A 23,748-nucleotide genomic window follows, 5' to 3' on the forward strand; every position below is an offset into this window, starting at 1 on the left:
GGTTCGGCGCCCCGACTTGTCCCGCGATGAGGCCCGCGCTGACTTACGCCGGCGCCGAAGTCCGGATCAGGTGATCAAAGGCCGCCAGCGAAGCTTTGGCGCCCTCGCCCACGGCGATGACGATCTGCTTGTATGGCACCGTGGTCACGTCACCGGCCGCGAACACACCAGGGATGCTGGTCTGGCCCTTGGCGTCGACGATGATCTCGCCACGCGGCGACAGCTCGACCGTGCCCTTGAGCCAATCAGTGTTCGGCAGCAGGCCGATCTGCACGAAGATACCTTCGAGCGCCAGCTCATGGATCTCGTTGCTGGTCCGGTCCTCGTAGCGCAGACCGGTAACCTTCTCGCCATTACCCAGCACTTCCGTGGTCAGGGCGCTGGTGATCACCTTGACGTTCGGCAGGCTGTGCAGCTTGCGCTGCAGCACCGCATCGGCACGCAACTGGCTGTCGAACTCGATCAGCGTCACCTGAGCGACGATACCGGCCAGGTCGATGGCCGCTTCCACGCCAGAGTTGCCACCACCGATCACCGCCACGCGCTTGCCCTTGAACAGTGGGCCATCACAGTGCGGGCAGTAGGCCACACCACGGGCGCGGTATTCCTGCTCACCGGGGACATTCATCTCGCGCCAGCGGGCTCCGGTGGCGAGGATCACGGTCTTGGCCTTGAGCGAGGCACCGCTGGCCAGGCGTACTTCATGCAAGCCGCCCTCGGTGGCCGGGATCAACGCTTCACCGCGCTGCAGATTCATGATGTCGACGTCGTACTGCTTGACGTGCTCTTCCAGTGCACTGGCCAGCTTCGGCCCTTCGGTCTCCTGCACGGAGATGAAGTTCTCGATCGCCAGGGTATCAAGCACCTGGCCGCCAAAACGCTCAGCGGCAACACCGGTACGAATGCCTTTGCGCGCAGCGTAGATGGCCGCCGCAGCGCCAGCAGGACCACCGCCGACCACCAGCACGTCGAAAGCGTCCTTGGCATTGATCTTTTCCGCCTGGCGGCTGCCGGCACTGGTGTCGATCTTGCCGAGAATCTCCTCCAGGCCCATGCGGCCCTGGCCGAACACTTCACCGTTCAGGTAGATGCTCGGTACCGCCATGATCTTGCGCGATTCGACTTCATCCTGGAACAGCGCACCATCGATGGCGACGTGACGAATATTGGGGTTGAGCACCGCCATCAGGTTCAGGGCCTGGACCACGTCGGGACAGTTCTGGCAAGACAGCGAGAAGTAAGTCTCGAAGCTGAACTCGCCTTCCAGGGCCTGGATCTGCTCGATCACTTCGGCGCTGGCCTTGGAGGGGTGGCCACCGACCTGCAGCAACGCCAGTACCAGGGAGGTAAATTCATGGCCCATGGGGATGCCGGCGAAACGCAGGCTGATATCGCCCCCGGGACGGTTGAGCGAGAACGAGGGGCGACGGGCATCGCTGCCGTCCTCGCGCAGGGTAATGAGGCTCGACAGGCCGGCGATTTCAACCAGCAGGTCGTGCATTTCACGGGACTTCGCGCCGTCGTCGAGAGAAGCAACGATCTCGATCGGCTGGGTGACCCGCTCCAGGTAGGTTTTCAGTTGCGATTTAAGCGTGGCGTCCAACATACGGGGCGATTCCTTTTTTAAAACTCGGATACAAAAACGCCCAGGCGAGGTCGCCCGGGCGTTTGACGGGGCAGTGAGTACTTCAGCTTTGGCGGCTGCTCACCGCCCGCGATTGATGCATGACCTTAGATCTTGCCGACCAGGTCCAGCGATGGCGCCAGAGTGGCCTCGCCTTCTTTCCACTTAGCCGGGCAAACTTCGCCTGGGTGAGCGGCAACGTACTGGGCAGCCTTGACCTTGCGCAGCAGCTCGGCGGCATCGCGGCCTACGCCACCGTCGTTCAGTTCGACGATCTTGATCTGACCTTCCGGGTTGATCACGAAGGTGCCGCGATCAGCCAGACCGGCTTCCTCGATCAGCACGTCGAAGTTGCGCGAGATGACGTGGGTCGGGTCACCGATCAGCGGGTATTGGATCTTGCCGATGGTGTCCGAAGTGTCGTGCCAGGCTTTGTGGGTGAAGTGGGTGTCGGTGGACACGCCGTAGATTTCGACGCCCAGCTTCTGGAACTCGGCGTAGTTGTCAGCGAGGTCACCCAGTTCGGTCGGGCAGACGAAAGTGAAGTCGGCCGGGTAGAAGAACACGACGGACCATTTGCCTTTCAGGTCGGCTTCGCTTACCTGAACGAACTCGCCTTTGTGGTAGGCAGTGGCGTTGAACGGTTTGACCTGGCTGTTGATGATTGGCATCAGAAACGCTCCTTCGAGGGTTAGTTAACTTGGGGTGGGTAACTTTCGATGGAGTAATCCTATCCAATGACCTCGACAATGGCTCATTGGTAAACCTCATGTTGGTGATTGGTTTTGGCTATAAGCTGCGCAGCCGATAGATTTTTTCATTCCTATGCTTCTTCGTCCTGCAAGGCGACACAGGCTGACGCCGCTCCATCTGCATAATCCAGCCAGCACGATGTATCGGCACGCGTGCCCCAGGAGACCTTCACCCGCCCCTGGCCAGCGGCTGAGCGAAGATGCAGGCGGCTGCCCTGCCCGACCATGCCCACTTCCTCTCCCTGAACATCGAATATCTGGGCACCGAAGGGCAGCGTCTGCCCTTGACCGTCTCGAGCCTCGATTAACAGCAGCTTTCCGCTGCGCGTCGGATAGTGCAACAGCGTCGCCGCACCGGCCCGGGGCACCACCGACTGACCGCTGATCTGCAGCTCCACATCCTGCGACATGCCCTTGGGGTCGATGTCGACGGTATTCACGCTGTAGGGGCTCAACGAGGGGACGACCGCAAAGCCCTTGGCATTCAACCGTACACTCGGGTGCTGCTGAATACGCGCCGCTTCGGCGAAGGGGGCATGAACGATGGCGAAACTCTCGCCCAACGGTTGCGCCAACAGCACGCCTCCCGGATGACCGACCACCGAGCCGCGCGCGCCGATTGCAAACTGACGGGACTGCTGGCGTTGGGCCACAGCCCCGCTCAGCTCCCCACTCGAGCTGCGATGCACCAGGTTCGCGTCAAACCCTGCGCCACCTTGCACTCCCTCCTGGTACACACTGGACAGGCCATAACCCCACTGCCCATCCTCGCCGGCCGTTGCGCTCCAGCGGACATTCGTCGTTGCCCTGCCTTCGGAGTCGCGGTTCATGCTGGTGCTCAGCGAACCGCGACGCTGTACCCCCAACGGCAGGCTGGCCGTCAGTGTCAAAGTGCTCACTGCCTGTCCGTTGCCACGATACTCGCGCCCAAGTGTTACGCCGTAGGAAAGCGAGCGCAGATTGTTGTAGTACCCCACGTTGTACTCACGGTTGCCCACCGCAGATCCCCACTGCTCGCCAGCGCTGGCCCTAAGGCTAAGACGACCGGTCCCGGGCAGCCGCTGCTGAAGTGCCATCGCCGCCCGCCAGCGCTGAGGCGAACGCGGATTGATGCGCTGAGTTTGCTGACTGATGCGGGCGAACTCGTCAAAGCTGTAGTAGTCAGCGTCGTTACGATGGGTAAGGCTGGCACTCAGGTCGGTGCCCGTCGTTTCCACCCGCTGGCGCCAACTGAAGCGCAGCGCCTGCCCCTGCGCGGAGCGGCCCTGGCCAAGCGATGCCTGGGCATGATATCCGGTCACTCCAAAGGCGCCGAAGCGGCTGTTGATCGCGCCACCCATGGCGCTGGCCAGATAGTCCTCTGCCAGCCAGCCGCCTCCATGCACGCTGAAGGTGTTGTCCAACCCTTGTTGCCAGCTGCCTTGCACATGGCCTGGGCCAGGACGACCAAGGTCGTCGCGCCACACCCCTGCACTGAGGTCAAAGCGACTCGCCCCTTCTCGTAAGGCCAGTGGTGCGGCTTGATAGGGCAAGGTAAAGCGACGTACGCTGCCGTCGGCCTCCTCCAGGGTGACCTCCAGATCGTCATTGAGCCCGCTGGCATACAGGTCGTCGATCTCGAACGGCCCCGGCGGCACCGTCGACTCATGCAGCAGCGCCCCTCGCTGGCGAATGCTCAACAACGCAGTGCTGTTGGCGACACCTCTGACCACCGGTGCGAAACCGCGCTGGGACCTGGGCAACATGCGCTCATCGGTGGACAGCTGTACCCCGCGAAAAGCGCTGCTGTCGAAGACATCGCCAGTTGCATGCCCATCACCCAGGGTAAGCTGGGCCGCCCAAGAAGGCAGGTCCCGCCGCACCGACGTCGCGCCGGCCTGATAGCGAACCGCCCGCTCATCACTTATCTGCGCGCTGCCTTCGTGGCGCCAATACCATTGCCCGGTGTTCAAACCGGCGCGCACGCCCAGAAACCCTTGCCGACGCTGGCCGCCTCGCCGGAGGTCTTGGTATTCATAGGCATTCAGTCGGTAATCGACAAAACCCGCGGTGACACCCGAATCCCAGGTTTGCGGCGGCAAATGATCCTGAGGCTGGCGACGCAAGGCAGACTGGGCAATCTCCAGGTGCAGTTGCAAAGCGCCGAAATCCAGGTTTTCGCTGGCAGTCATCTGCAACTGCGCCAAGCTCAGGCAACTGCCGGGCTCGGCCAGTCGCTCACGCACGTCCTTCGCCAGCCCCTCCATGTTCAACCCCAACCCTTCGAGTAACGACGAGTCGTAACAGGGTACAGCCTGGCCGGACGTGCCAAAGGTGCGCAAGGAAACCGCACGGCGTCCTACCCATTGCTGGTTGAGAACGACGTCCAGGGTATAGTTGCCTTCAGGGACAGCGTCGATGACTTGATAACGCCCCAGATCGACCGTGCTTCCTTGACGCAGCAACCCTGGGTCGAACTCCACGGCACTGACGAGTTCGGCGTGTGCACCGGCCATCCCCAATGCAACCCACCACCATCGAACAGCGATCATGGGACTAACGGACCATTGAAGGGTTGCACGACGGAAGTGGCCTTCTGCAAGGCGCCATAGTCGTCCAGATATTGATAGCGCACTTCGGAAACCGGCCCCAACCCCGATGGTGCCGCTTGCAAAGCGAAACGCGCGCTGTCACGAGGTGGAATGTGCCCAACCTCCGCCGCCAAGGTCGAGTCCGGGCGGGCAACTTCGAGCACGGCCAGGTTGACGTGGTACTGGGTAGGATTGTCAGCCTGCAAAGCCCAGCCTTGCGCGTCCTTGACCAGTCGCCAGGTCACCTGTGCATGGGCTTGTTCAGCCTTGCCTGCCAACCCTTGTGGCCGATAGAACAGTTTGATTCGGGTGCGCAGGGAGATCTGCAGGCTGTTACCGCCACCACCCTTTGGGGGAACGTCCAGCACATTCAACCAGTAGAGGCTCTCCCGATCCTCAGGCATGCGGCGTCCGTCGTGGAACAACCTCAGGCTCTGACGCTTGCCCGGATCGAGTCGAAACAGTGGTGGTGTCAGGCTGAACGGCCCTTGCAGCTCGCCCTCTGGGTCCTCTGGGCCTCCCTCGTCGACCCAGACCTGTACCAACGACGGATGACGCCCCTCGTTGCTCAACCTGACAGTGACTTCGGGACTCTCGGCGGGATAGATAACTCGCGTGGTGGCAATCACCACGCTGGCACTTGCCGGCGCGCACACGAAACACGCAGCCAGCAGCGCTGCGCACCCCAAGGTGCTCAGTGAAAGCTTCATGACGATTTACTCGAAAGAAAAAGGAGCCGCCCCGTACAGGGCGGCTTTTCATAACGGCTTAGAGGTAGTCCAGCGAGTAGCGGACTTTGGAGCTGACGAGGCCTGGGGTGGTGTTCCCAGTCGAGTAGTACTGAGCGTAGTAGCGCAGCGTGGCGTTACCGTCGACGATGGTTACGGTCTGGGAGTTCTGGGAACCCTTGGCTGCCGCCAGGTTGATGGGCCTCTTGGCACTGTTGAGCAGTTCCAGCTCGACATTGCGGCTGCCACCCTCATCGACGATCAGGCGCCCGGCATCACCAATGCTTGGACCTGGCTCGAAGAAGGTCGAAACGCTGCCTACATGGGTGCAGTTGCTCAGGTGCAGCTGGAACGGAGTTTCACCCGCTACGTCACCAGGGCGAACCAATTTCGCAGCATTGACATCCGGCAGAGTGACGGGCAGATTGCCATCGCCACCATTGACGACGCAGGTCGGCGCCAGTACACGTCCCTGGAACGTGATTTCACCGTGGTCGGCGTGGGCGACACCCGCCATCAGCAACGAGCCACAGAGCCCGAACACAACCTTAGAAGTTTTGCTCATATTCTTCTTCCTTCAAACCAGCGGTCAGGCACATGCCTGACCGGTGCCATAGAACGGCACGGCCACAGTATTGTCACGGGGGGGTACTGCGACACTGTCGGAAATAAAGGATCAAATACCGGATTCAGGTATCACAAGCGTAGGATTTGATTCCTAAGTTTGAATGAAACATCGCTGGGCTAGGCAATGCCAAACCCAGCAGATGCCGGTGCTGCCTGAGTGTCAGCGCGTTGCGGTGCGCATCGTGACGAACTCTTCGGCCGCTGTGGGGTGTACACCAATGGTTTCGTCGAATTGCTGCTTGGTGGCGCCAGCCTTGAGCGCAATGCCCAGCCCCTGGATGATCTCGCCTGCATCCGGCCCGACCATATGGCAACCCAGGACCTTGTCGGTCTCGGCGTCGACCACCAGCTTCATCAGGGTCTTTTCCTGCAGGTCGGTCAGCGTCAGCTTCATGGCGCGGAAGCGGCTCTCGAAAACCTGCACCTTGTGCCCGGCTGCCAGCGCTTGCTCCTCGGTCAGGCCCACGGTCCCGATCGGTGGCTGGCTGAACACCGCCGTTGGAATGTTCTGGTAGTCCACCGCACGATACTGGTCAGGCTTGAACAGATGACGGGCCACCGCCATGCCTTCGGCAAGGGCGACCGGAGTAAGCTGCACCCGACCGATCACATCCCCCAGGGCGAACACCGAAGGTTCGGTGGTACGGTACAGGTCGTCGACCCGGATATAACCGCGCTCATCGAGCTCCACAGCGGTATTTTCCAGCCCCAGATTGTCGAGCATCGGACGGCGACCGGTGGCGTAGAACACACAGTCGGCCACAAGCTCCCGACCATCCTTCAGGGTAGCCTTCAGACTGCCATCGGCCTGTTGGTCGATGCGCTGGATATCAGCATTGAACTGCAGGTCCAGGCCGCGTTTTTCCAGCTCTTCCTTCAGGTGCTTGCGCACTGACCCATCGAAGCCGCGCAGAAACAGGTCACCGCGGTAAAGCAAGGTGGTGTCGGCGCCCAGGCCCTGGAAGATGCCGGCGAACTCGACGGCGATGTAGCCTCCACCCACCACCAGCACCCGACGTGGCAGCTGCTTGAGGTAGAACGCCTCGTTCGAGGTGATCGCCAATTCCTTGCCCGGGATGTCAGGCACCTGCGGCCAGCCGCCTGTGGCAATGAGGATGTTCGCCGCGCTGTAGCGCTGACCTTCGACCTCCACCTCATGGGCACCGGTCATGCGTGCATGACCTTGCAGCAAGGTAACGCCGCTGTTGACCAGCAGGTTGCGGTAGATGCCGTTGAGACGCTCGATCTCGCGGTTCTTGTTGGCGATCAGGGTGCCCCAGTCGAAATGACCTTCTTCGAGGGTCCAGCCGTAACCGGCCGCCTGCTCCAGCTCATCGGCGACGTGTGCACCGTACACCAGCAACTTCTTCGGCACACAGCCGACGTTGACACAGGTGCCCCCCAGGTAGCGGCTCTCGGCTACCGCCACCTTCGCGCCGAAACCCGCTGCGAAGCGCGCCGCACGCACACCGCCGGAACCGGCACCAATCACGAACAGATCAAAATCGTAGGCCACTTTCCAGACTCCACAAAAAAAGCCACCCGAGGGTGGCTCTTTTCGTGGCGCGCTGCAAGCGTCAGACAGCAAGAAAAATGGCGCTGCAGCGCAGGCTCGGACTCAGTAGGCCTTGCCGGTCTTGTAGTAGTTCTCGAAGCAGAAGTTGGTGGCGTCGATATAGCCTTCGGCGCCGCCGCAGTCGAAACGCTTGCCCTTGAACTTGTAGGCGATGACACAGCCGTTCTGTGCCTGCTGCATCAGGGCGTCGGTGATCTGGATCTCCCCACCCTTGCCCGGCTCGGTGTTGGCGATGATATCGAAGATATCCGGGGTCAGGATGTAGCGGCCAATGATCGCCAGGTTCGATGGCGCATCTTCAGGCTTGGGCTTCTCGACCATGTTGGTCACGCGGAAGATGTCGTCGCGGATCATGTCGCCAGCAATCACGCCGTACTTGTTGGTTTCCTGCGGATCGACTTCCTGGATGGCGACGATCGAGCAGCGGAACTGGTTGTACAGCTTGACCATCTGCGTCAGTACACCGTCACCTTCAGGGTTGACGCACAGGTCGTCCGCCAGGACCACGGCGAACGGCTCATCGCCGATCAGAGGACGACCGGTGAGGATGGCGTGGCCCAGGCCCTTCATTTCGGTCTGGCGGGTGTAGGAGAACGAGCACTCGTCGAGCAGACGGCGGATACCGACCAGGTATTTTTCCTTGTCGGTGCCCTTGATCTGGTTTTCCAGCTCATAGCTGATGTCGAAATGGTCTTCCAGCGCGCGCTTGCCACGCCCGGTGACGATGGAGATCTCGTTCAGACCGGCGTCCAAGGCCTCTTCAACGCCATACTGGATCAGTGGCTTGTTCACCACCGGCAGCATTTCCTTGGGCATGGCTTTGGTAGCGGGCAGGAAGCGGGTGCCGTAACCGGCTGCCGGGAACAAGCATTTTTTGATCATATACATCCTTAAACAAGGGCTGGGCCTGTGGTATTCGGCGCAGTCTAATCAGGCGGCAGTCACCTTACAATGCCCCACCTGTGGCCGACCGATGCCATGATAGAGATAACCCAGTGTAGATAGTTCCGACGGATCGTAAATATTACGCCCGTCGAACAGTACCGGCATACGCATCAGGCCCCTGATCCGACGAAAATCTGGCTGGCGGAACTGCTTCCATTCGGTCACCAGAACCAGTGCATCCGCGCCCTCCACGCAAGCATAGGGATCATCGCCCAACTGCAATTGACCACTGGCCAGCGCCTGCGGATAAGCCACCGCCGCCCCTGCCAGCGCGGCCGGGTCACAGGCCCGGACCCGTGCCCCGGCTGCCAGCAGGGCGTCAAGCAGCACCAGGCTGGGTGCTTCGCGCAGGTCATCGGTGCCAGGCTTGAACGCCAAGCCCCACAACGCCACATTGCGCCCGCGCAAGCTGCTGCCGAAGTACTGCTGCAGCGCCTGGAACAACAAGGTCTTCTGCTGCGCGTTGCGCGCCTGGACCGCACGCAGGATCGCCGGCTGGTAGCCGTGCTGCTCGGCCGTATGGATCAGCGCACGCACATCCTTTGGAAAGCATGAACCGCCATAGCCGCAGCCCGCGTAGATGAAATCGCTTCCGATGCGCCGGTCGCTGCCGATCCCGCGACGTACCTGCTCGATATCCACGTCCAGCTCGGCACACAGGCCCGCCAGTTCGTTGACGAAGGAAATCTTGGTGGCCAGGAAGGCGTTGGCAGCATACTTGCTGAATTCGGCGGCACGCGGGCTCATGACCAGCACGCGCTCCCGATTACGCACAAAGGGCGCGTACAGGCGCTGCAAGCATTGAGTGGCGGCATCACTGTCGGTGCCGATGATGATGCGCTGGGGACGCATGAAGTCCTCGACGGCGCTGCCCTCCTTGAGAAACTCCGGATTGCTCGCCACCGACACCGTGAAACTGGCCCCTCGCTCGCGCAGGCCACTGTTGACCTGGCGCGCGACCCGCTCGGCCGTTCCCACCGGCACGGTCGACTTGTTCACCACCAGGCATGGGCGCAGCAGGTGCCGCCCAAGGCTGTCGGCCACCGCCAGCACGTGCTGCAGGTCCGCCGAGCCGTCTTCATGGCTGGGCGTGCCCACGGCGATGAACACCACATCGACCCGCGCCACCGCATGATCCCAGTGCTCGGTGAAACTCAACAGGCCACTGTGCAGGCCCTCCTGCACGAGCGTAGCAAGCCCGGGCTCGTAGATCGGGCACTGCCCCTGACGCAACTGGGCCAGGCGCGCGCGATCATGCTCCAGACAGACCACGCGATTGCCCATTTGCGCAAAACAGGCCGCCGTGACCAGCCCCACATACCCCGCCCCGATCACACAGAGTTCCATGGCCGCACTCCTTCAGGAAGATGCAACATTGCAACCTGCAGGCGATTGCAGGGCAGTGACAGCGGCACGGCGGGAATATGACAGGTGCGCGGTGTTCAGCCGCCCGTGCCCTGCCCGATCAATACACCCTCGACCTTTTGCCCATACAGGTTGACGCCGTCGTTGGCATGAAACTTCACCCGGGTCTTCTCGATGGAGCCCTCCACCAGACGCGGATCCTGCGGGCGCTCATGGCGATTGATCCATGCCGCGACGTCCCACGCCTGCTGGTCACTCAGGCTGCCCGGCTTGCCCAGCGGCATGTTGTGCTTGATGAAGGACGCGGCGGTGTTGATCCGGTGCATCCCGGCCCCCCAGTTGTAGGCATCACGTCCCCACAACGGCGGCATGACGTATTCACCCGCGACTTTCTGCCCCTCGCCCTTGCCACCGTGGCAGATCGCACATTGCTCGCTGTACACCTGTTCGCCGCGCTTGAAGTCATAGCCGTCCTTGGGTTGCGGCACCTCCGGATAACCGCGGCCGGGCGTCTCCACACCGGTGCGGGTGCCGGTCGCCAGCCAGTAGCTATAGACGCTGAGCGCGGTCATCTGCGGGCTGTCGGCGGCCGGCGGCTTGCCGTTCATGCTGAACTGAAAACAGCCCTGGATACGTTCGGCGTAAGTGTTGACCTTGTCGTTTTTCTTGCGATAGGCGGGATACATCGGATAAGCGCCCCACAGCGGCGCGGAGTGGGCCATGCGGCCCTGGTCGAGGTGGCAGTTGCTGCAGTTCATGCCATTGCCGACAGCCTCGGGCATCAAGCGGCGGGTGTCGACGAACAACGCATGCCCCTGGCGGACCATCTGGCCGAACGCGTTGTCCGGCAACTCGCTTTCCGCGGGCGGCACGAATACCGGCGTGGCCTGGCTGTCGGGCACCTTGAGCTGCGACTGGTCTGGCATGGCGATCTCCGCCGCCTGGGCGACGCCTGCGCTGAGCCACAATGCTGCGATCAGGGTTTTCATGGCGCGACCTCCTGGTGGGCGGCGTGGGCGAAGTAGTCGGCGATTGCCGTCACCTCGGCATCGGTCATGGCCTTGGCCACACCGACCATCAGTTGGTTGGGGTCATTGCGCCTGCTGCCGTCGCGCCAGGCATTGAGCTGTGCAACCAGATAAGCCGCCGGCTGTCCGGCCAGCGGTGGAAAGTGCTCGCCAACTCCCGCACCACTTGGGCCATGGCACTGCACACAACCAGGAATCTCCCGATTCCAGTCGCCATACAAAGCCAGGCGCTCGGTGGGATTGCTGGCTATTTGCTGACGGCGCGCCCCCGTAACCGGGTCGGAAGGCTGAGTGGACAGCCAAGCGCTGACCGCACGAATTTCCTCGTCGCTCAGCGCCTTGGCCAGCGGCTCCATGACCGGCTGCTTGCGGCTGCCCGAACGAAAGTCATCGAGTTGCTTGCTCAGGTACCCGGCAGACAAGCCGGACAGGCGGGGAAAACCGGCGGCGGCGATACCCTTGCCGTCCGGGCCGTGGCAACCAAGGCAGGCCATTGCGGCAGGATTCTGCCCGCCCTGGGTGAAGATTTTCTGGCCATCGACGGCATGCGCCGCGGGCCAGGCCAGGATCAGCAGGCTGCCGATCATGACGCGACTCATCGGGTTCATCAGGGACACTCCATTTCCTTGTTATAAGCTTAGTCTTAAAAGACATAAGGAAATGGATACTAGTCCGGATAGGTAAACCGGAACAATGTCCCTACAAGTCACAAGGCCTTGATTGCCCGCCTAACGAGGTATTGTTTGCGCTGGATCAAGAACCGGAGATGCACTGGGTGGCTGCGCTGCGCACATCACCCAGGCGCAGAGGGAAGTTGTTCAACCGTTCATGCAGCTTGATGGCGCTACCGCTGCCACGCTTGTCGATATCGACGAGGGCTGCCGGGCCGACACCGGCACTGAGCTTCTGCGGCACGATCAGACGCAGACCTTCACCACGTGACTCTTCCACCAGCGGATCACGGCTGTCGCCCAGCTTCTGCTTGACGCAATCGGCATACGCACGCGGCGTCTTGCCGGAGATTACGTCCAGCGTCTCTCGCGACTGCTCCAGTTCCGAGACGCTGACGCAACCACCCAGTACCAGCGTCACCGCCGCCATCACCCACTTCATCCGTTGCACCTCTGCCAATCAAAGAAATCGTTCGACAACGTCCGGGCGGTTTTGCTCCCTGCTTTGGCAGATTTCTCCCTGGCCCGGCCGTCCAGCCCGCCAGTGTACCCTGACATCGTGGTATCTTGGGCGTTTGCAGAATTCCAACCTCGCGGAGCCCCACATGAAATTCGTCCACCAGCGCGAGCACCTCAACGAGGATGACATCGTCGTTATCGAGTGCTCTCAGCGCTGCAACATCCGCCTGATGAACGACGCCAACTTCCGCAGTTTCAAGAACGGCGGCCGCCACACCTACCACGGCGGTCTGTTCGAGCGCTTCCCGGCGAAAATCACCGTCCCCAGCACCGGCTTCTGGAACATCACGCTCGATACCGTGACCACCCGCCCGATCTCGGTGACGCGCAAGCCAAGCTTCACCCACAAGATCAAGATCATCCGTCGCTCGTCGTCGAAACTCGGATAAGCCCTGCCATGACCCAGAACCTCAAATACGTGATCAAGTACAAGCTCGATGGCCAACGCCGCTGGGACTTTGCCGTGATGCCCGATGCCTCTCAGGAGCAAGCCCTGGAGGCGTTGCGCAAGATCCATGGCGAAGACGCCGAGAAAATCAGCGACATTCAGGTCAGCAAGGCGCTGTAACCCAACAGCTACACCGCTCAGGGCGCGCTCGCCGCCCTGTACGCCTGCACCGTTGAAACAGGCTTGGCGCGTCGATAGCACCCTGCCATGATTTCACCTCTTCCCGGCGAACGGCTTATCGCTATATATTTGGCGATATAACGATAAGCCTCCGAGGAGCCGTCTTCATGCGTATTCGCCTGTCCCACCTGGCCGCCACCGCCCTGGCCAGCCTGATTTCACTCAACAGCGCCTGGGCCGATGAAGTTCAGGTCGCCGTGGCGGCCAATTTTACCGCGCCGATCCAGGCGATCGCCAAGGACTTCGAGAAAGACACCGGGCACAAGTTGGTTGCAGCCTTTGGCGCCACTGGACAGTTCTACGCACAGATCAAGAACGGCGCGCCGTTCGAAGTGTTCCTCGCCGCCGACGACAGCACGCCTGCCAAGCTTGAGCAGGAAAAGGAAATCGTCGAAGGCTCGCGCTTCACCTACGCCATCGGCACCCTCGCCCTGTGGTCCGCCAAGCCCGGTTATGTCGACGACAAGGGTGAAGTGCTGAAGAAGAACGACTTCAAGCACCTGTCCATCGCCAACCCCAAGGCCGCCCCCTATGGCCTGGCCGCCACCCAGGTGCTGGACAAGCTCAAGCTGACTGACGCCACCAAGGGCAAGATCGTCGAAGGCCAGAACATCACCCAGGCCTTCCAGTTCGTCTCCACCGGCAACGCCGAGCTTGGTTTCGTCGCCCTGTCGCAGATCTACAAGGATGGCAAGGTCGAGAACGGTTCGGCGTGGATCGTCCCGTCCAGCCTGCACGAGCCGATCCGCCAGGACGCCGTCATTCTCAACAAGGGCAAGGACAATCCGGCGGCCAAGGCCTTGGTCGAGTACCTCAAGGGCCCGAAAGCCGCTGCGGTGATCAAGTCGTACGGCTATGAAATCTGATGCCACTCGACGCCAGTGACCTGGGGGCAATATGGCTGACCGTCAAACTGGCCAGCCTGACCACACTGATCCTGCTGGTGGTGGGCACGCCCATCGCCTGGTGGCTGGCCCGCACCCGCTCATGGCTGCGCGGGCCCGTCGGGGCAGTCGTGGCGCTGCCCCTGGTGCTGCCACCGACAGTGATCGGTTTCTACCTGCTGATCGCGCTCGGCCCCCACGGCTGGCTTGGTCAGGCCACGCAGGCGCTGGGGCTGGGCACAGTGGTGTTCAGCTTTCCCGGGCTGGTGATCGGCTCGGTGGTGTACTCGATGCCCTTCGTGGTCCAGCCACTGCAGAACGCCTTCAGCGCCATCGGCCAGCGCCCGCTGGAAGTGGCCGCAACGCTGCGGGCCAGCCCTTGGGATACCTTCATCTACGTGGTGCTGCCACTGGCCAGGCCCGGCTTCATCACTGCCAGTATCCTCGGCTTCGCCCACACCGTCGGCGAGTTCGGTGTAGTGCTGATGATCGGTGGCAACATTCCCGACAAGACCCGCGTGGTTTCGGTACAGATCTTCGATCACGTCGAAGCCATGGCCTATTCGCAAGCGCACTGGCTGGCCGGTGCGATGCTGGTGTTCTCCTTCCTGGTGCTGCTGATGCTCTATGCTGGCCGCCGTGGCAAGGCTGGCTGGAGCTGAGATGAGTTCACGCATGCACGCGCGCCTGAAACTGGCACGCGACGACTTCACCCTGGACGTCGACCTCGACCTGCCGGGCCGCGGGATCAGCGCACTGTTCGGCCATTCGGGCTCAGGCAAGACCTCCTGCCTGCGCTGCCTGGCCGGCCTGGAACGCGCCAGCGAGGCCTACATCGAGATCAACGGCGAGGTGTGGGAAGACAGTCTTAATGGCACCTTCCTCGCCCCGCATCGACGCCCGGTAGGCTATGTGTTCCAGGAGTCCAGCCTGTTTGCGCACCTCTCGGTGCGCGGTAACCTGGAATTCGGCTGGCGACGGGTCTCGGCCAGCGAACGCAAGGTCGGACTGGACCAGGCCTGCCAGTTGCTGGGGATCGGGCACCTGCTCGAACGCAAGCCCATCACTCTTTCCGGCGGCGAAGCGCAGCGTGTCGGCATCGCCCGCGCCCTGCTCAGCAGCCCCCGGCTGCTGCTGATGGACGAGCCCCTGGCCGCCCTCGACGGCCCGCGCAAGCGCGAAATTCTGCCCTACCTCGAACGCCTGCACGACGAACTCGACATCCCCGTGGTGTACGTCAGCCACTCCCAGGACGAGGTCGCACGCCTGGCCGATCACCTGGTGCTGCTGGAGCAGGGCAAGGTCATGGCCAGCGGTCCGATCGGCCAGACGCTTGCGCGCCTCGACCTCTCGCTGGCGCAGAGCGAGGAAGCGGGCGTGGTGCTTGAAGGTGTGGTGATCGGCCACCAGCCCGACTACGAACTGTTCGACCTGCGCCTGCCGGGCAGCGACGGTGCGCTGCTGCGCATCGCCCATCCCGCCCTGCATGTCGGCAGCACCCTGCGCCTCAAGGTCCAGGCCCGCGACGTCAGCCTCACCCTCACCCACGACGGCATCTCGAGCATCCTCAACCGCTTGCCGGTGACCGTGCGCGAATGCCGCCCGGCCGACAACCCGGCGCACGTGCTGGTCAGCCTCGACGCTGCCGGCAGCGCCTTGCTCGCGCGCATCACCCGGTACTCGGCAGACCAGCTCGGACTGCAGCCGGGCCAGGCGTTATGGGCGCAGATCAAATCGGTGGCGCTGTTGGCCTGAGCAACTCAGGCGCTGTCGTTGTCCACCGATAAGACAACTGGTCGATGGACTGCGCCATGCCCGAGATCACCCTGCCCCGCACCCTGCACTATGTCGACGACACCCAACCTGGCCTGAGCCGACGCCTTTGGCGCGGACGCTTCATCTACCTGACCCCTGATGGCACGCGGGTGCGCGACGCGAATACGCTGGAACGCATTGCCGCACTGGTCATCCCGCCCGCCTACACCGATGTGTGGATCTGCCTCGACCCGCAGGGCCACCTGCAAGCCACCGGTCGCGACGCCCGTGGGCGCAAGCAGTACCGCTACCACGCCGAGTGGCGCACGTTACGCGACGAGCACAAGTACGGGCGCATGCTGGCCTTCGCGCAGGCGTTGCCAAAGCTGCGCCAACACCTGGACCAGCATCTGGCACGCCCCGGGATGGACCGGGAAAAGGTCATGGCACTGGTGGTCAGCCTGCTCGACAACACCCTGATCCGCATCGGCAACCGTCAATACCTGCGCGACAACCAGTCCTACGGACTGACCACCCTGCACAACCGGCATGTCGAGGTCAGGGGCAGCACCATTCGCTTCCAGTTTCGCGGCAAACGCGGCGTCGAGCACAGCATCACCGTGCGCGACCGGCGCCTGGCGCAACTGCTCAAGCGCTGCATGGAGTTGCCTGGCCAGGAACTCTTCCAGTACCTGGATGAGGACGGCCAGCGCCATCGTATCGGCTCCAGTGACATCAACCTGTTCCTCCAGCAACTGACAGGTGCCGACTTCACCGCCAAGGACTACCGTACCTGGGGCGGCAGCGCCTTGGCCCTGAGCCTGCTGCGCCCGCTGGCCTGGGAGCCGGAGGCCGAGGCCAGGCGCCAGGTCGCGGCCATCGTCCGCGAGGTGGCCACGCGTCTTGGCAATACGCCGGCGGTGTGCCGACGCTGCTACATCCATCCAGCGCTGCTCGAGCACTTCCACCTGGGCCGTCTCGCCGAACTTCCGCGAGCCCGGGCACGCAAGGGCCTGGAACAGGAAGAGGTGGCCTTGCTACGTTTTCTGCAGGCACTGGAAGCGCTCTGAAGTTTCATTGACCAGGGCTATTTACAACATAAAGCAGAGAAATTTCCCATATTCGCTCCAGCCCCCTATCCTTGCCACCGAGCACCTTCGCCGATTGACCTGACCCGGTTGATTTCGGCACCTGCAACTGAAGACCGCCAACAGATTTTGTCCGCTCAGGAATTAATATCCTCCGAAAGCGTCTTTAATGAGAAGGAAGAGGGACAGGCTCCCACCGCTGCGGCACATGGCCCAACGGATTTCTACATCACCAAGGAGAACTAAATGCTGATACTCACCCGCAAGGTTGGCGAAAGCATCGTCATCAACGATGACATCAAAGTCACCATTCTGGGCGTCAAGGGGATGCAAGTGAGGATCGGCATCGATGCGCCAAAGGATGTCCAGGTCCATCGTGAAGAGATTTTCAAGCGCATTCAGGCCGGCAACCCCGCCCCGGAGAAAGCCGACGACCAACACTGACCACCCTCGCCTCAAGCCGCACGGACGCGCTTGATAATCCGGCACGTCCCAGCGGGATACCGCCTGCATTTCAGGTATGGAGCAGCTCGCGTACCTTGGCGATCATTCTGTCCATGTCGAACGGCTTGTCGAACACCGCCTCGAACAACCCCGGGCTGTCGCGCCCTTGGCTGGCCTGCGCGCCACTCATGAGAATGACCGGCAGGTCGACCAGCTCCAGTTCGTCGCGGATCGCCCGCGCCAACTCCTCGCCATTGAGCACCGGCATCATGTAGTCGGTGATCACCAGGTCCACCCGCTTGTCCCTCAGGGCCTCGAGCGCCTTGCGCCCGTTGCTGGCCTTTTCTACCAGAAACCCCTCATCCTCCAGGGCGAATCCGAGGATGTCGGCGATCAGGTATTCGTCATCGACGATCAGGATGGTGTTCATTGCACGGTACCGTCAGCGGTCCCCCTGGGGTACGGCCGTTCCCGACAGCACACCGCTGGCCCCCGCGAATGCGTTGCGCAGGGTAATGCCATCGGCGCCAATAGCCAGCTCGTGGAGTGCCGGATCATAGTGGCTGTCACGTACCTTGAGAATCGACAACACGCGCCGCAACTGCGAGTCCAGTTCGACAAAACGCATGAGGAACAGGTTGTCGACGATGCTCGAGAGGTCCGGCGCCGGCGAAGTGATTTCCGAGCCGAAAAGGTCCCGCATCTCCCAGGTCAGCATCACGCTGACACCCCGCGCCCGCAGCTCGCCGGTCAGGGCCCGAAAGAAGCCATTGAGCCGCGCCTGATCGAAAGCGAGTCGCCCGAAGGCGCCCAGGCTGTCAATCACTACACGCCGCGCCCCCAAGGCTTGCACCTGCGCCAGCAAGCGTGCCCCAACCTGATCGAGAAGGCCCTCGGTGGTCGGCTGCCAACTGAGTCGCAAGGCACCCTGGCGTTCCATTTCGGCAAAATCGTAGCCCAGCGAAGCCGCCTTCAACCTCAGGCGCGCCGGCGGCTCATAGAAACCAAAATGCAGCGCTGGCGCCTCAGGCGTGGCCGCCGCAAGAAAGCCGAGCCCAAGGGATGACTTGCCCGCTCCCGATGGCCCCATGAGCAGGCTCACCGACCCTTCGGCCAGGCCGCCATCAAGCATCTCGTCCAACGTTTTCACACCCGTAGTGATACGCACCAGGGTGTCAGAACCCAGGTTGCTCGGGTGGCTGTACAACGCCTCCAGGCGCGGATAGACCTGCAGCCCCGCTTCGCTGATCAGGCATTCATGAACGCCAGACAACGCGCCGCTGCCTCGGGTCTTGCGCAACTGTATGTGACGCACGGCGCGGCTGCCCTCGAGCTGTTCGCCCAACTCGATGACGCCATCGACCATGGTGTGCTCTGGGCTGCCCTCATCGAGGCGGGCGCTGGTCAGCAGCAGCACCGTGCAGCCGGCAAAGGCCGCGTGCCCTTGCAGTTCGGCGACGAATTTCTTGGTATCGAGACTGGTTTCGGCCCGTGCCCGAGCATTGAGCAGGCCATCGACAATCAACAGGCTGGCCTGCTGCCTGGCGATCTCCTGGCGCAACAGACGCACCACCGCCTCCAGCCCTTCGTCCTGCAGCGTATCGAAGGCACTGACGAACTGGATCTGGTCACCCACCAGCGCCGGGTCGAAGAACTCCAGGGTCGAGAGGTACTTGAACAGACGCTCATGCGATTCGCTGAGCAGCGTCGCCACCAGCACCCGCCCACCGTCACGCACATGACCGCAGGCCAACTGGTTGGCGAGGATGGTCTTGCCCGCCCCGGGCGGCCCCTGGACGATGTAGGAAGCCCCTGCCACCAGGCCGCCCTTGAGCAGCGCGTCCAGACCTTCGATACCGGTCGCCAGTCGCTTGAGTGTTTCTACCATGACGTACTGTGCACCTCGTGTCTCAGGGTTCAGGCACATTCGATGAAATCGGCAGGTAAAGGCTCATGCACGTGCCCTCACCGACCGAACTTGCAACGCAGATCGCGCCATTGCTCTGCTTGGCAAAACCATAGACCTGACTCAGCCCCAGTCCGGTTCCCTTACCAAAAGCCTTGGTGGTGAAAAAAGGCTCGAATATCCGCGGCAGCACCTGCGCATCGATCCCGTGCCCGCTGTCCTGCACATCGAAACGCAGGAAACGCCCGTGCAACGCTTCCACCTCACCCGCCAGTTCGACGACTGCCACGTCCAGGCCGATTGCCCCGTTGCCGCTGATGGCATCACGGGCATTGAACAGCAAGTTGAGCAGGACCATCTGCAACTGTCCGGCATCCACTTCGATTTCCGGCAACTCCGGCGCCACGCGCACGTTCAGCTCGATGCCGTCAGGCAGGGCGTGCTCCGCCAGGCTACGGGTGGACGCAACCAACTCCTCAGGGGAGATTGTGCTGATGTCCAGTTGCCGATGGCGAGCGAAGCTGAGCAACTGGCTTGTCAATTGCGCGCCACGTTCCCCGGCATCGAGGATATGCTCGAGCAGGCGCTCTATCCGCTGCGGATCGCCACTGGCACGCGCCAGGCGCGCCGAACTGAGGATGATGGTCAGCAGGTTGTTGAAGTCATGGGCCAGACCACCGGTCAGTTGCCCCAGTGCTTCGAGCTTCTGCGCCTGGAACAGCTGTACCCGCATCGAGTCGAGCTGCAACGCCGAATCCCGTCGATCCGTGATATCGCGCGTCACCTTGGCCAGACCAATGATTTCGCCATGCTCATCGCGCACCACGTCCAGCGCCGCCAGAGCCCAGAATTGCGTACCGTCCTTGCGCACCCGCCAGCCTTCGTCCTGTGCCACACCCTGTTCCAGCGCCTGGCGCAACAGGCGTGCCGGGCGGCCGTCGGCGCAATCCTGTGGCGTGAAGAACAACGAGAAATGCCGACCGATCACCTCGTCGGCACAATAGCCCTTGATCCGCTCGGCCCCTGGATTCCAGGACACGACGTGGCCGGTCGGATCGAGCATGTAGATGGCGTAATCCACCACCGCCTGCACCAGCTGTTCGTAGCGATTGGCGGTCATGAGCGGCGGGGCAGGACGATCGGTCGAAACCATGCGGGCTCCACGAGCACGACAAAAGGAACTGTAGAAGAGCTTAGTGCACGGCATCACTGTCGGATATATGGCGCAATGACAGCAAGCCGGGGATTACCCTATAGTACCCCAGCCCTCCACCTGTCATGGAACCTATATGGCCATCAATTTCCGTCTGCTGGGCCTGCAGGACGACCTACGCCACACCGCCCGGCAGATCGATCACCTGTGCCAGGCACTCGATGGCCATACCCGTTTTCTGCGCCACTCGGTGCATCAGGACGATGCCACCGCCATGGGCGAACAGGTGCAGGACCTTCGCGACAGCGCCGATGACATGCGCGAAATTGCCCAGCTGATTCGCCCCTGAACCGGCAGTGCGGTTGACTCACCTATAACGATGGGTTATAAAGCGCGCTTGATTGTGTTGCCCTTCAGCATTGAAGCGTGCCGGTCCCGGTGACCCGATCAAGTGTGCGAGTGTGGTGGAATTGGTATACACAGCAGACTTAAAATCTGTCGGCGCAAGCCTTGTGGGTTCGAGTCCCACCACTCGCACCATATTCCTCGTCCAAGGCGCCTGAACAGGCGCCTTTTTCGTTCGTGCAGCAAAGGCTTGCGCAGCTGCTAGAGTGGATGCTGACACTGTCCACCGGAGCACTGACATGCGCTACACCCTCTTCGACGGTCAACGCGATGCCATCATCCTTCTGGCGCGCATCCTCCTGATGATCCTCTTCGTCCTCTCTGGCTGGAGCAAACTGACCGGCTTCGAAGGCACCGTGGGCTATCTCGCCTCCCTGGGCGCCCCTGCCCCCACGGTCGCGGCGGCGGTCGCAGTGATCATGGAGTTCTTCGTCGCCATCCTCCTGATACTCGGTTTCTACACCCGGCCGCTGGCGTTGCTGTTCGCCCTGTTCGTGCTTGGCACGGCGCTGATCGGCCACCCGTTCTGGAACATGGTCGAGCCTGCGCGCGCAGCCAACATGACCCAGTTCTTCAAGAACATGAGCATCATCGGCGGGCTGCTGCTATTGGCTGTGACAGGCGCCGGACGCTTCTCGCTGGACCGGCGCTGACTCAGTCGTCAGGGTGGTCATGCCAGGCAGGATGGTCTTGCTCGTCATCGTCGAGATCATCCTGTAGCGCCTCGTCTTCCTCGATCTCATCCTCGGCGCCCTGGGCATCGGCCTCAGGGTCGAAGTCCTCGTAGAGAAATTCGTGATCGAGCAAGTGATCGTGCTCAGGTTCGGGGAGATCGTCTTCTTCGTGCATCGCGCAGCTCCGTGTTGGGGGGCCTGTATAGGCTTATCGGATGTCGCGGTCAACCATTGGACAGGGTTAACACTCGCTTAACCCCGCAAGCCCTAATCTTGCGCTGCTCCCTTCAGAACGTCTTGCCCGCCGCCATGGCGGGCTTTTTTTGCCTGACACAAACTCGGCCATATTCAGAAACAGTCTGACGACATGGCTTTCACGAAATGCCGACATTCTTCGGGGCAAAGTGATCGGGCTTCGATACGTTCTTCAACCCGCCCATGTGGCGGGTTTTCTTTTTAGGGTTCATGAAACCGTCACCACACTCCTGCGGATCAGGTGCACCTCCCAGGCATCTCGGGTACGATCAGCGTGAACCGATACTGCCGAACACGACGTTCGCAGCCCCAGCCCCTCTCCGCCGGAATGGATTCATGCGTCTTCTCCCGCTTCTTTCCCTTTGCTCCACCGCCGCCTTCGCCCTTCAGGCCCATGCCGACAATGAAAAGCTGATCGAATGCTCCGCCTACTACCAGATACTGTCGGTGGCAGGCGACCAGCCGGATATCAGCCGACCGCAGGCCTCGCGCGCGTTCTATCAACTGTTGGAAAAAGCAGGCTACAACCCAGAGAATCAGGAAGCCGTTGCACAGCAGATGGTGGTGCTGGCGAAAGAGATTCCGGGGCGAATCTCTCAGGAAGACATCGGGCCATTCAGGCAGAAGCACGACAGCGAGTGTCGCGCGCTGCTGTAACGCGCAGGCATTAGCGCTGAGGACTCGAAGCGCCGCACCTGTAAAAGAACGGAAACAGCAGACATGAACGCATGGACCGTCATTGGCATCGCCCTTCTGGCCAGCATCAGCCATACGACCGCAGCCAATGAAAACGCCAACCCTTTCGAGGCGGCGCTCATGATCACCACGCTGGCACCGACCATCGTTCTGGCCGGCACCACGGCACTCACCTCGAACGCCACTGATTCGATGAAGTCAGCCAAGGACGATGCGCTCGCCTTCATCGGCTCGGACGGCGCCATCCGCGGAGTGCGCTTCGAGCAGGCGCGCCGGGATTACCGCGCCAGCGCCGCCCCTCCTTTCATGAGCGACCGGCAACTGGCGCAGGTGATTGCGGCTACCTATTGAACAGCGCCACTCAGCGCAGGGGGATGTAGATATCCGTCTGCCATTGCTCGAGCGGCGTCTGCGGATACACGCTCAAGTACTCGAAGTACAGCGGATGGTCGCGCAGTTCCTCACCACTGCCCGGCAACCAGTCGCGATAGACCGGATAGATAGTCTCGCCAATGGCATGCGGCGAACCGACATGACGCACCACCGCACAACGCCCGGCAGGGATGATGAGCTCTCGCACCGCTTCGTCACCAGGCACCAGCGGCTGATTGATCTCGCCACAGATGGCAAAGCGAAAATCCTGCGCTGGCGTGGTGTCGGGGTTGCCGTATGGGATGCCGAATGTGCGACTGCTCTCCACCGGCGACTGGCCCGTGCGCTTGCGCCAATCGATGAAGCGCCCGACCGTCTGGTCCAGCAATGCCGGTGCACCATGGTGCTCCAGCGCTACAACCTTGACCTCGACAAAGTCCACGATCCGAACTTGCATGACGATACTCCTGGAAAAATGAGGAATGGCAAATACCGCATTCCACAGCTGCCAGCTCGGCGCCTGGCGAAAGGTGCTCGGCGACATGCCAAAGGCCCGGCGAAACGCACGGCTGAACGCCTCGGGGCTTTCGAAGCCGGCGTCCAACGCAGCGTCCAGTACCGAATGGCTGTCATCCCCCGCCAGTCGTTGCCCAGCCCGACGCAGTCGCATCAGCTGCACGTATCGCGCGACGGGCACGCCGACGTACGCAGTGAACTGCCGATGGAAGTGAAAGGTCGAGAAGTTCGCGATCCCGCTCAGGGTATTCACCGACAGGTCACCTTCGAGATTGGCCTGGATATGGGTGAGCACCGCTTCGAAGCGCGTGGCGTAGATCGCGTTGGGAGGTATGCAGGACATCGGTGGCAAGGCCCAGTGGTTGCGGTGAGGCAAGGATCGTCGATGCTCGGAAAGCGGACCTAGCCAGGTTTGCTCAATGCATCCGGCGAAGAGCATCCAACCACGCCGGGCATGGCTAGGGTCTGTATGAAAAGCCTTGAGACGAAGGTCAGGCAAGGCGAAAACAGCCGAGGAACGGCCGGGGTCGCGCTCGACTTTACGGGTTGTAAATGAGCATTCCGACC

General features: G+C 61.9%; 27 protein-coding genes and 1 tRNA gene. 12 read left to right on the top strand and 16 right to left on the bottom strand.

What is annotated here, in order from left to right; genetic code table 11:
* Positions 1 to 43 precede the first annotated feature (43 nt).
* The 11 genes from ahpF to ACPZMI_RS03405 all read right to left on the bottom strand — a co-directional run bounded on the left by ahpF (position 44) and on the right by ACPZMI_RS03405 (position 12,328).
* Positions 44 to 1,606, bottom strand: a complete 1,563-nt coding sequence (gene ahpF, locus ACPZMI_RS03355; RefSeq protein WP_288375190.1) for an alkyl hydroperoxide reductase subunit F — start codon at positions 1,604 to 1,606, stop codon at positions 44 to 46.
* Between the two features lie 125 nt (positions 1,607 to 1,731).
* Positions 1,732 to 2,295, bottom strand: coding sequence for an alkyl hydroperoxide reductase subunit C (ahpC, locus tag ACPZMI_RS03360; RefSeq protein ID WP_004375926.1), 564 nt, complete (start codon positions 2,293 to 2,295; stop codon positions 1,732 to 1,734).
* 152 nt (positions 2,296 to 2,447) lie between these two features.
* Positions 2,448 to 4,907, bottom strand: coding sequence for a fimbria/pilus outer membrane usher protein (locus tag ACPZMI_RS03365; protein ID WP_426351668.1), 2,460 nt, complete (start codon positions 4,905 to 4,907; stop codon positions 2,448 to 2,450).
* The gene (locus ACPZMI_RS03370; RefSeq protein WP_186669051.1) at positions 4,904 to 5,656 is read right to left on the bottom strand and encodes a fimbrial biogenesis chaperone; all 753 of its coding nucleotides are present in this window, start codon (positions 5,654 to 5,656) and stop codon (positions 4,904 to 4,906) included. The genes ACPZMI_RS03365 and ACPZMI_RS03370 overlap by 4 nt, the downstream gene beginning before the upstream one ends.
* Positions 5,657 to 5,714: 58 nt before the next feature.
* Positions 5,715 to 6,239: a fimbrial protein gene (locus ACPZMI_RS03375; protein ID WP_426351669.1), complete on the bottom strand. Its 525-nt coding sequence runs from the start codon at positions 6,237 to 6,239 to the stop codon at positions 5,715 to 5,717.
* A gap of 222 nt (positions 6,240 to 6,461) precedes the next feature.
* Complete coding sequence (gorA, locus tag ACPZMI_RS03380) at positions 6,462 to 7,817, bottom strand: glutathione-disulfide reductase (protein ID WP_426351670.1); 1,356 nt, start codon at positions 7,815 to 7,817, stop codon at positions 6,462 to 6,464.
* A gap of 102 nt (positions 7,818 to 7,919) precedes the next feature.
* Complete coding sequence (galU, locus tag ACPZMI_RS03385; RefSeq protein WP_013973181.1) at positions 7,920 to 8,759, bottom strand: UTP--glucose-1-phosphate uridylyltransferase GalU; 840 nt, start codon at positions 8,757 to 8,759, stop codon at positions 7,920 to 7,922.
* 48 nt (positions 8,760 to 8,807) lie between these two features.
* Positions 8,808 to 10,169: a UDP-glucose dehydrogenase family protein gene (locus ACPZMI_RS03390; protein WP_426351671.1), complete on the bottom strand. Its 1,362-nt coding sequence runs from the start codon at positions 10,167 to 10,169 to the stop codon at positions 8,808 to 8,810.
* 95 nt (positions 10,170 to 10,264) lie between these two features.
* Complete coding sequence (locus ACPZMI_RS03395) at positions 10,265 to 11,176, bottom strand: c-type cytochrome (RefSeq protein WP_426351672.1); 912 nt, start codon at positions 11,174 to 11,176, stop codon at positions 10,265 to 10,267.
* Positions 11,173 to 11,823, bottom strand: a complete 651-nt coding sequence (locus ACPZMI_RS03400; protein WP_426351673.1) for a c-type cytochrome — start codon at positions 11,821 to 11,823, stop codon at positions 11,173 to 11,175. Before ACPZMI_RS03400 ends, ACPZMI_RS03395 begins: the two co-directional genes overlap by 4 nt.
* Positions 11,824 to 11,968: 145 nt before the next feature.
* Positions 11,969 to 12,328: a hypothetical protein gene (locus tag ACPZMI_RS03405; RefSeq protein WP_186669040.1), complete on the bottom strand. Its 360-nt coding sequence runs from the start codon at positions 12,326 to 12,328 to the stop codon at positions 11,969 to 11,971.
* A gap of 163 nt (positions 12,329 to 12,491) precedes the next feature.
* On the opposite strand from ACPZMI_RS03405, the gene ACPZMI_RS03410 reads away from it, so the two are divergent.
* The 7 genes from ACPZMI_RS03410 to csrA all read left to right on the top strand — a co-directional run bounded on the left by ACPZMI_RS03410 (position 12,492) and on the right by csrA (position 17,204).
* A complete protein-coding gene (locus ACPZMI_RS03410; RefSeq protein WP_186669038.1) occupies positions 12,492 to 12,794 on the top strand; it encodes a DUF1883 domain-containing protein in 303 nt (100 codons plus the stop codon).
* 8 nt (positions 12,795 to 12,802) lie between these two features.
* The gene (locus ACPZMI_RS03415) at positions 12,803 to 12,973 is read left to right on the top strand and encodes a hypothetical protein (protein WP_172964765.1); all 171 of its coding nucleotides are present in this window, start codon (positions 12,803 to 12,805) and stop codon (positions 12,971 to 12,973) included.
* A gap of 167 nt (positions 12,974 to 13,140) precedes the next feature.
* Positions 13,141 to 13,899: a molybdate ABC transporter substrate-binding protein gene (modA, locus tag ACPZMI_RS03420; RefSeq protein WP_186669036.1), complete on the top strand. Its 759-nt coding sequence runs from the start codon at positions 13,141 to 13,143 to the stop codon at positions 13,897 to 13,899.
* Entirely contained in the window at positions 13,899 to 14,579 is a 681-nt protein-coding gene (gene modB / locus ACPZMI_RS03425) for a molybdate ABC transporter permease subunit (RefSeq protein WP_426351674.1), read from the top strand. Before modA ends, modB begins: the two co-directional genes overlap by 1 nt.
* Before the next feature lies 1 nt (position 14,580).
* A complete protein-coding gene (modC, locus tag ACPZMI_RS03430; RefSeq protein WP_426351675.1) occupies positions 14,581 to 15,672 on the top strand; it encodes a molybdenum ABC transporter ATP-binding protein in 1,092 nt (363 codons plus the stop codon).
* A 56-nt stretch (positions 15,673 to 15,728) separates the two neighbouring features.
* Entirely contained in the window at positions 15,729 to 16,742 is a 1,014-nt protein-coding gene (locus ACPZMI_RS03435; RefSeq protein ID WP_186669032.1) for a DNA topoisomerase IB, read from the top strand.
* A gap of 264 nt (positions 16,743 to 17,006) precedes the next feature.
* A complete protein-coding gene (gene csrA, locus ACPZMI_RS03440) occupies positions 17,007 to 17,204 on the top strand; it encodes a carbon storage regulator CsrA (RefSeq protein WP_186669031.1) in 198 nt (65 codons plus the stop codon).
* Positions 17,205 to 17,274: 70 nt separating this feature from the next.
* Here csrA and ACPZMI_RS03445 read toward each other — a convergent pair whose 3' ends face one another.
* From ACPZMI_RS03445 to ACPZMI_RS03455, 3 genes are read right to left on the bottom strand one after another with little or no spacing between them, the layout of a single operon-like run.
* On the bottom strand, positions 17,275 to 17,634 hold the full coding sequence (locus tag ACPZMI_RS03445; RefSeq protein WP_186669030.1) for a response regulator: 360 nt from the start codon (positions 17,632 to 17,634) through the stop codon (positions 17,275 to 17,277).
* Between the two features lie 12 nt (positions 17,635 to 17,646).
* Positions 17,647 to 19,092: an ATPase domain-containing protein gene (locus ACPZMI_RS03450; RefSeq protein ID WP_426351676.1), complete on the bottom strand. Its 1,446-nt coding sequence runs from the start codon at positions 19,090 to 19,092 to the stop codon at positions 17,647 to 17,649.
* A gap of 22 nt (positions 19,093 to 19,114) precedes the next feature.
* Positions 19,115 to 20,263, bottom strand: a complete 1,149-nt coding sequence (locus ACPZMI_RS03455) for a two-component system sensor histidine kinase NtrB (RefSeq protein WP_186722241.1) — start codon at positions 20,261 to 20,263, stop codon at positions 19,115 to 19,117.
* Positions 20,264 to 20,399: 136 nt separating this feature from the next.
* Here ACPZMI_RS03455 and ACPZMI_RS03460 point away from each other — a divergent pair, with 136 nt between their 5' ends.
* From ACPZMI_RS03460 to ACPZMI_RS03470, 3 genes are all read left to right on the top strand, one after another.
* Positions 20,400 to 20,612 carry a hypothetical protein gene (locus ACPZMI_RS03460; RefSeq protein WP_426351677.1) on the top strand — a complete coding sequence of 71 codons (213 nt, stop codon included), beginning with the start codon at positions 20,400 to 20,402 and terminating at the stop codon, positions 20,610 to 20,612.
* A 106-nt stretch (positions 20,613 to 20,718) separates the two neighbouring features.
* Positions 20,719 to 20,803 (top strand) — tRNA-Leu (locus tag ACPZMI_RS03465).
* A gap of 104 nt (positions 20,804 to 20,907) precedes the next feature.
* Positions 20,908 to 21,321, top strand: a complete 414-nt coding sequence (locus ACPZMI_RS03470) for a DoxX family protein (RefSeq protein ID WP_411382787.1) — start codon at positions 20,908 to 20,910, stop codon at positions 21,319 to 21,321.
* Between the two features lies 1 nt (position 21,322).
* On the opposite strand, the gene ACPZMI_RS03475 is transcribed toward ACPZMI_RS03470, so the two are convergent.
* On the bottom strand, positions 21,323 to 21,517 hold the full coding sequence (locus ACPZMI_RS03475; RefSeq protein WP_054892098.1) for a hypothetical protein: 195 nt from the start codon (positions 21,515 to 21,517) through the stop codon (positions 21,323 to 21,325).
* 416 nt (positions 21,518 to 21,933) lie between these two features.
* On the opposite strand from ACPZMI_RS03475, the gene ACPZMI_RS03480 reads away from it, so the two are divergent.
* Together ACPZMI_RS03480 and ACPZMI_RS03485 are read left to right on the top strand one after the other, a co-directional pair.
* Positions 21,934 to 22,254, top strand: coding sequence for a hypothetical protein (locus ACPZMI_RS03480; protein ID WP_411382788.1), 321 nt, complete (start codon positions 21,934 to 21,936; stop codon positions 22,252 to 22,254).
* 63 nt (positions 22,255 to 22,317) lie between these two features.
* Positions 22,318 to 22,644, top strand: a complete 327-nt coding sequence (locus ACPZMI_RS03485) for a DUF2388 domain-containing protein (protein WP_426351678.1) — start codon at positions 22,318 to 22,320, stop codon at positions 22,642 to 22,644.
* A gap of 10 nt (positions 22,645 to 22,654) precedes the next feature.
* Here ACPZMI_RS03485 and ACPZMI_RS03490 read toward each other — a convergent pair whose 3' ends face one another.
* Positions 22,655 to 23,524 (bottom strand): AraC family transcriptional regulator, encoded by an 870-nt coding sequence (locus ACPZMI_RS03490; RefSeq protein ID WP_426351679.1) that lies wholly within the window; start codon positions 23,522 to 23,524, stop codon positions 22,655 to 22,657.
* Positions 23,525 to 23,748 lie beyond the last annotated feature (224 nt).

The organism is Pseudomonas wayambapalatensis (genome assembly GCF_049942315.1).
Taxonomy (GTDB): domain Bacteria; phylum Pseudomonadota; class Gammaproteobacteria; order Pseudomonadales; family Pseudomonadaceae; genus Aquipseudomonas; species Aquipseudomonas wayambapalatensis.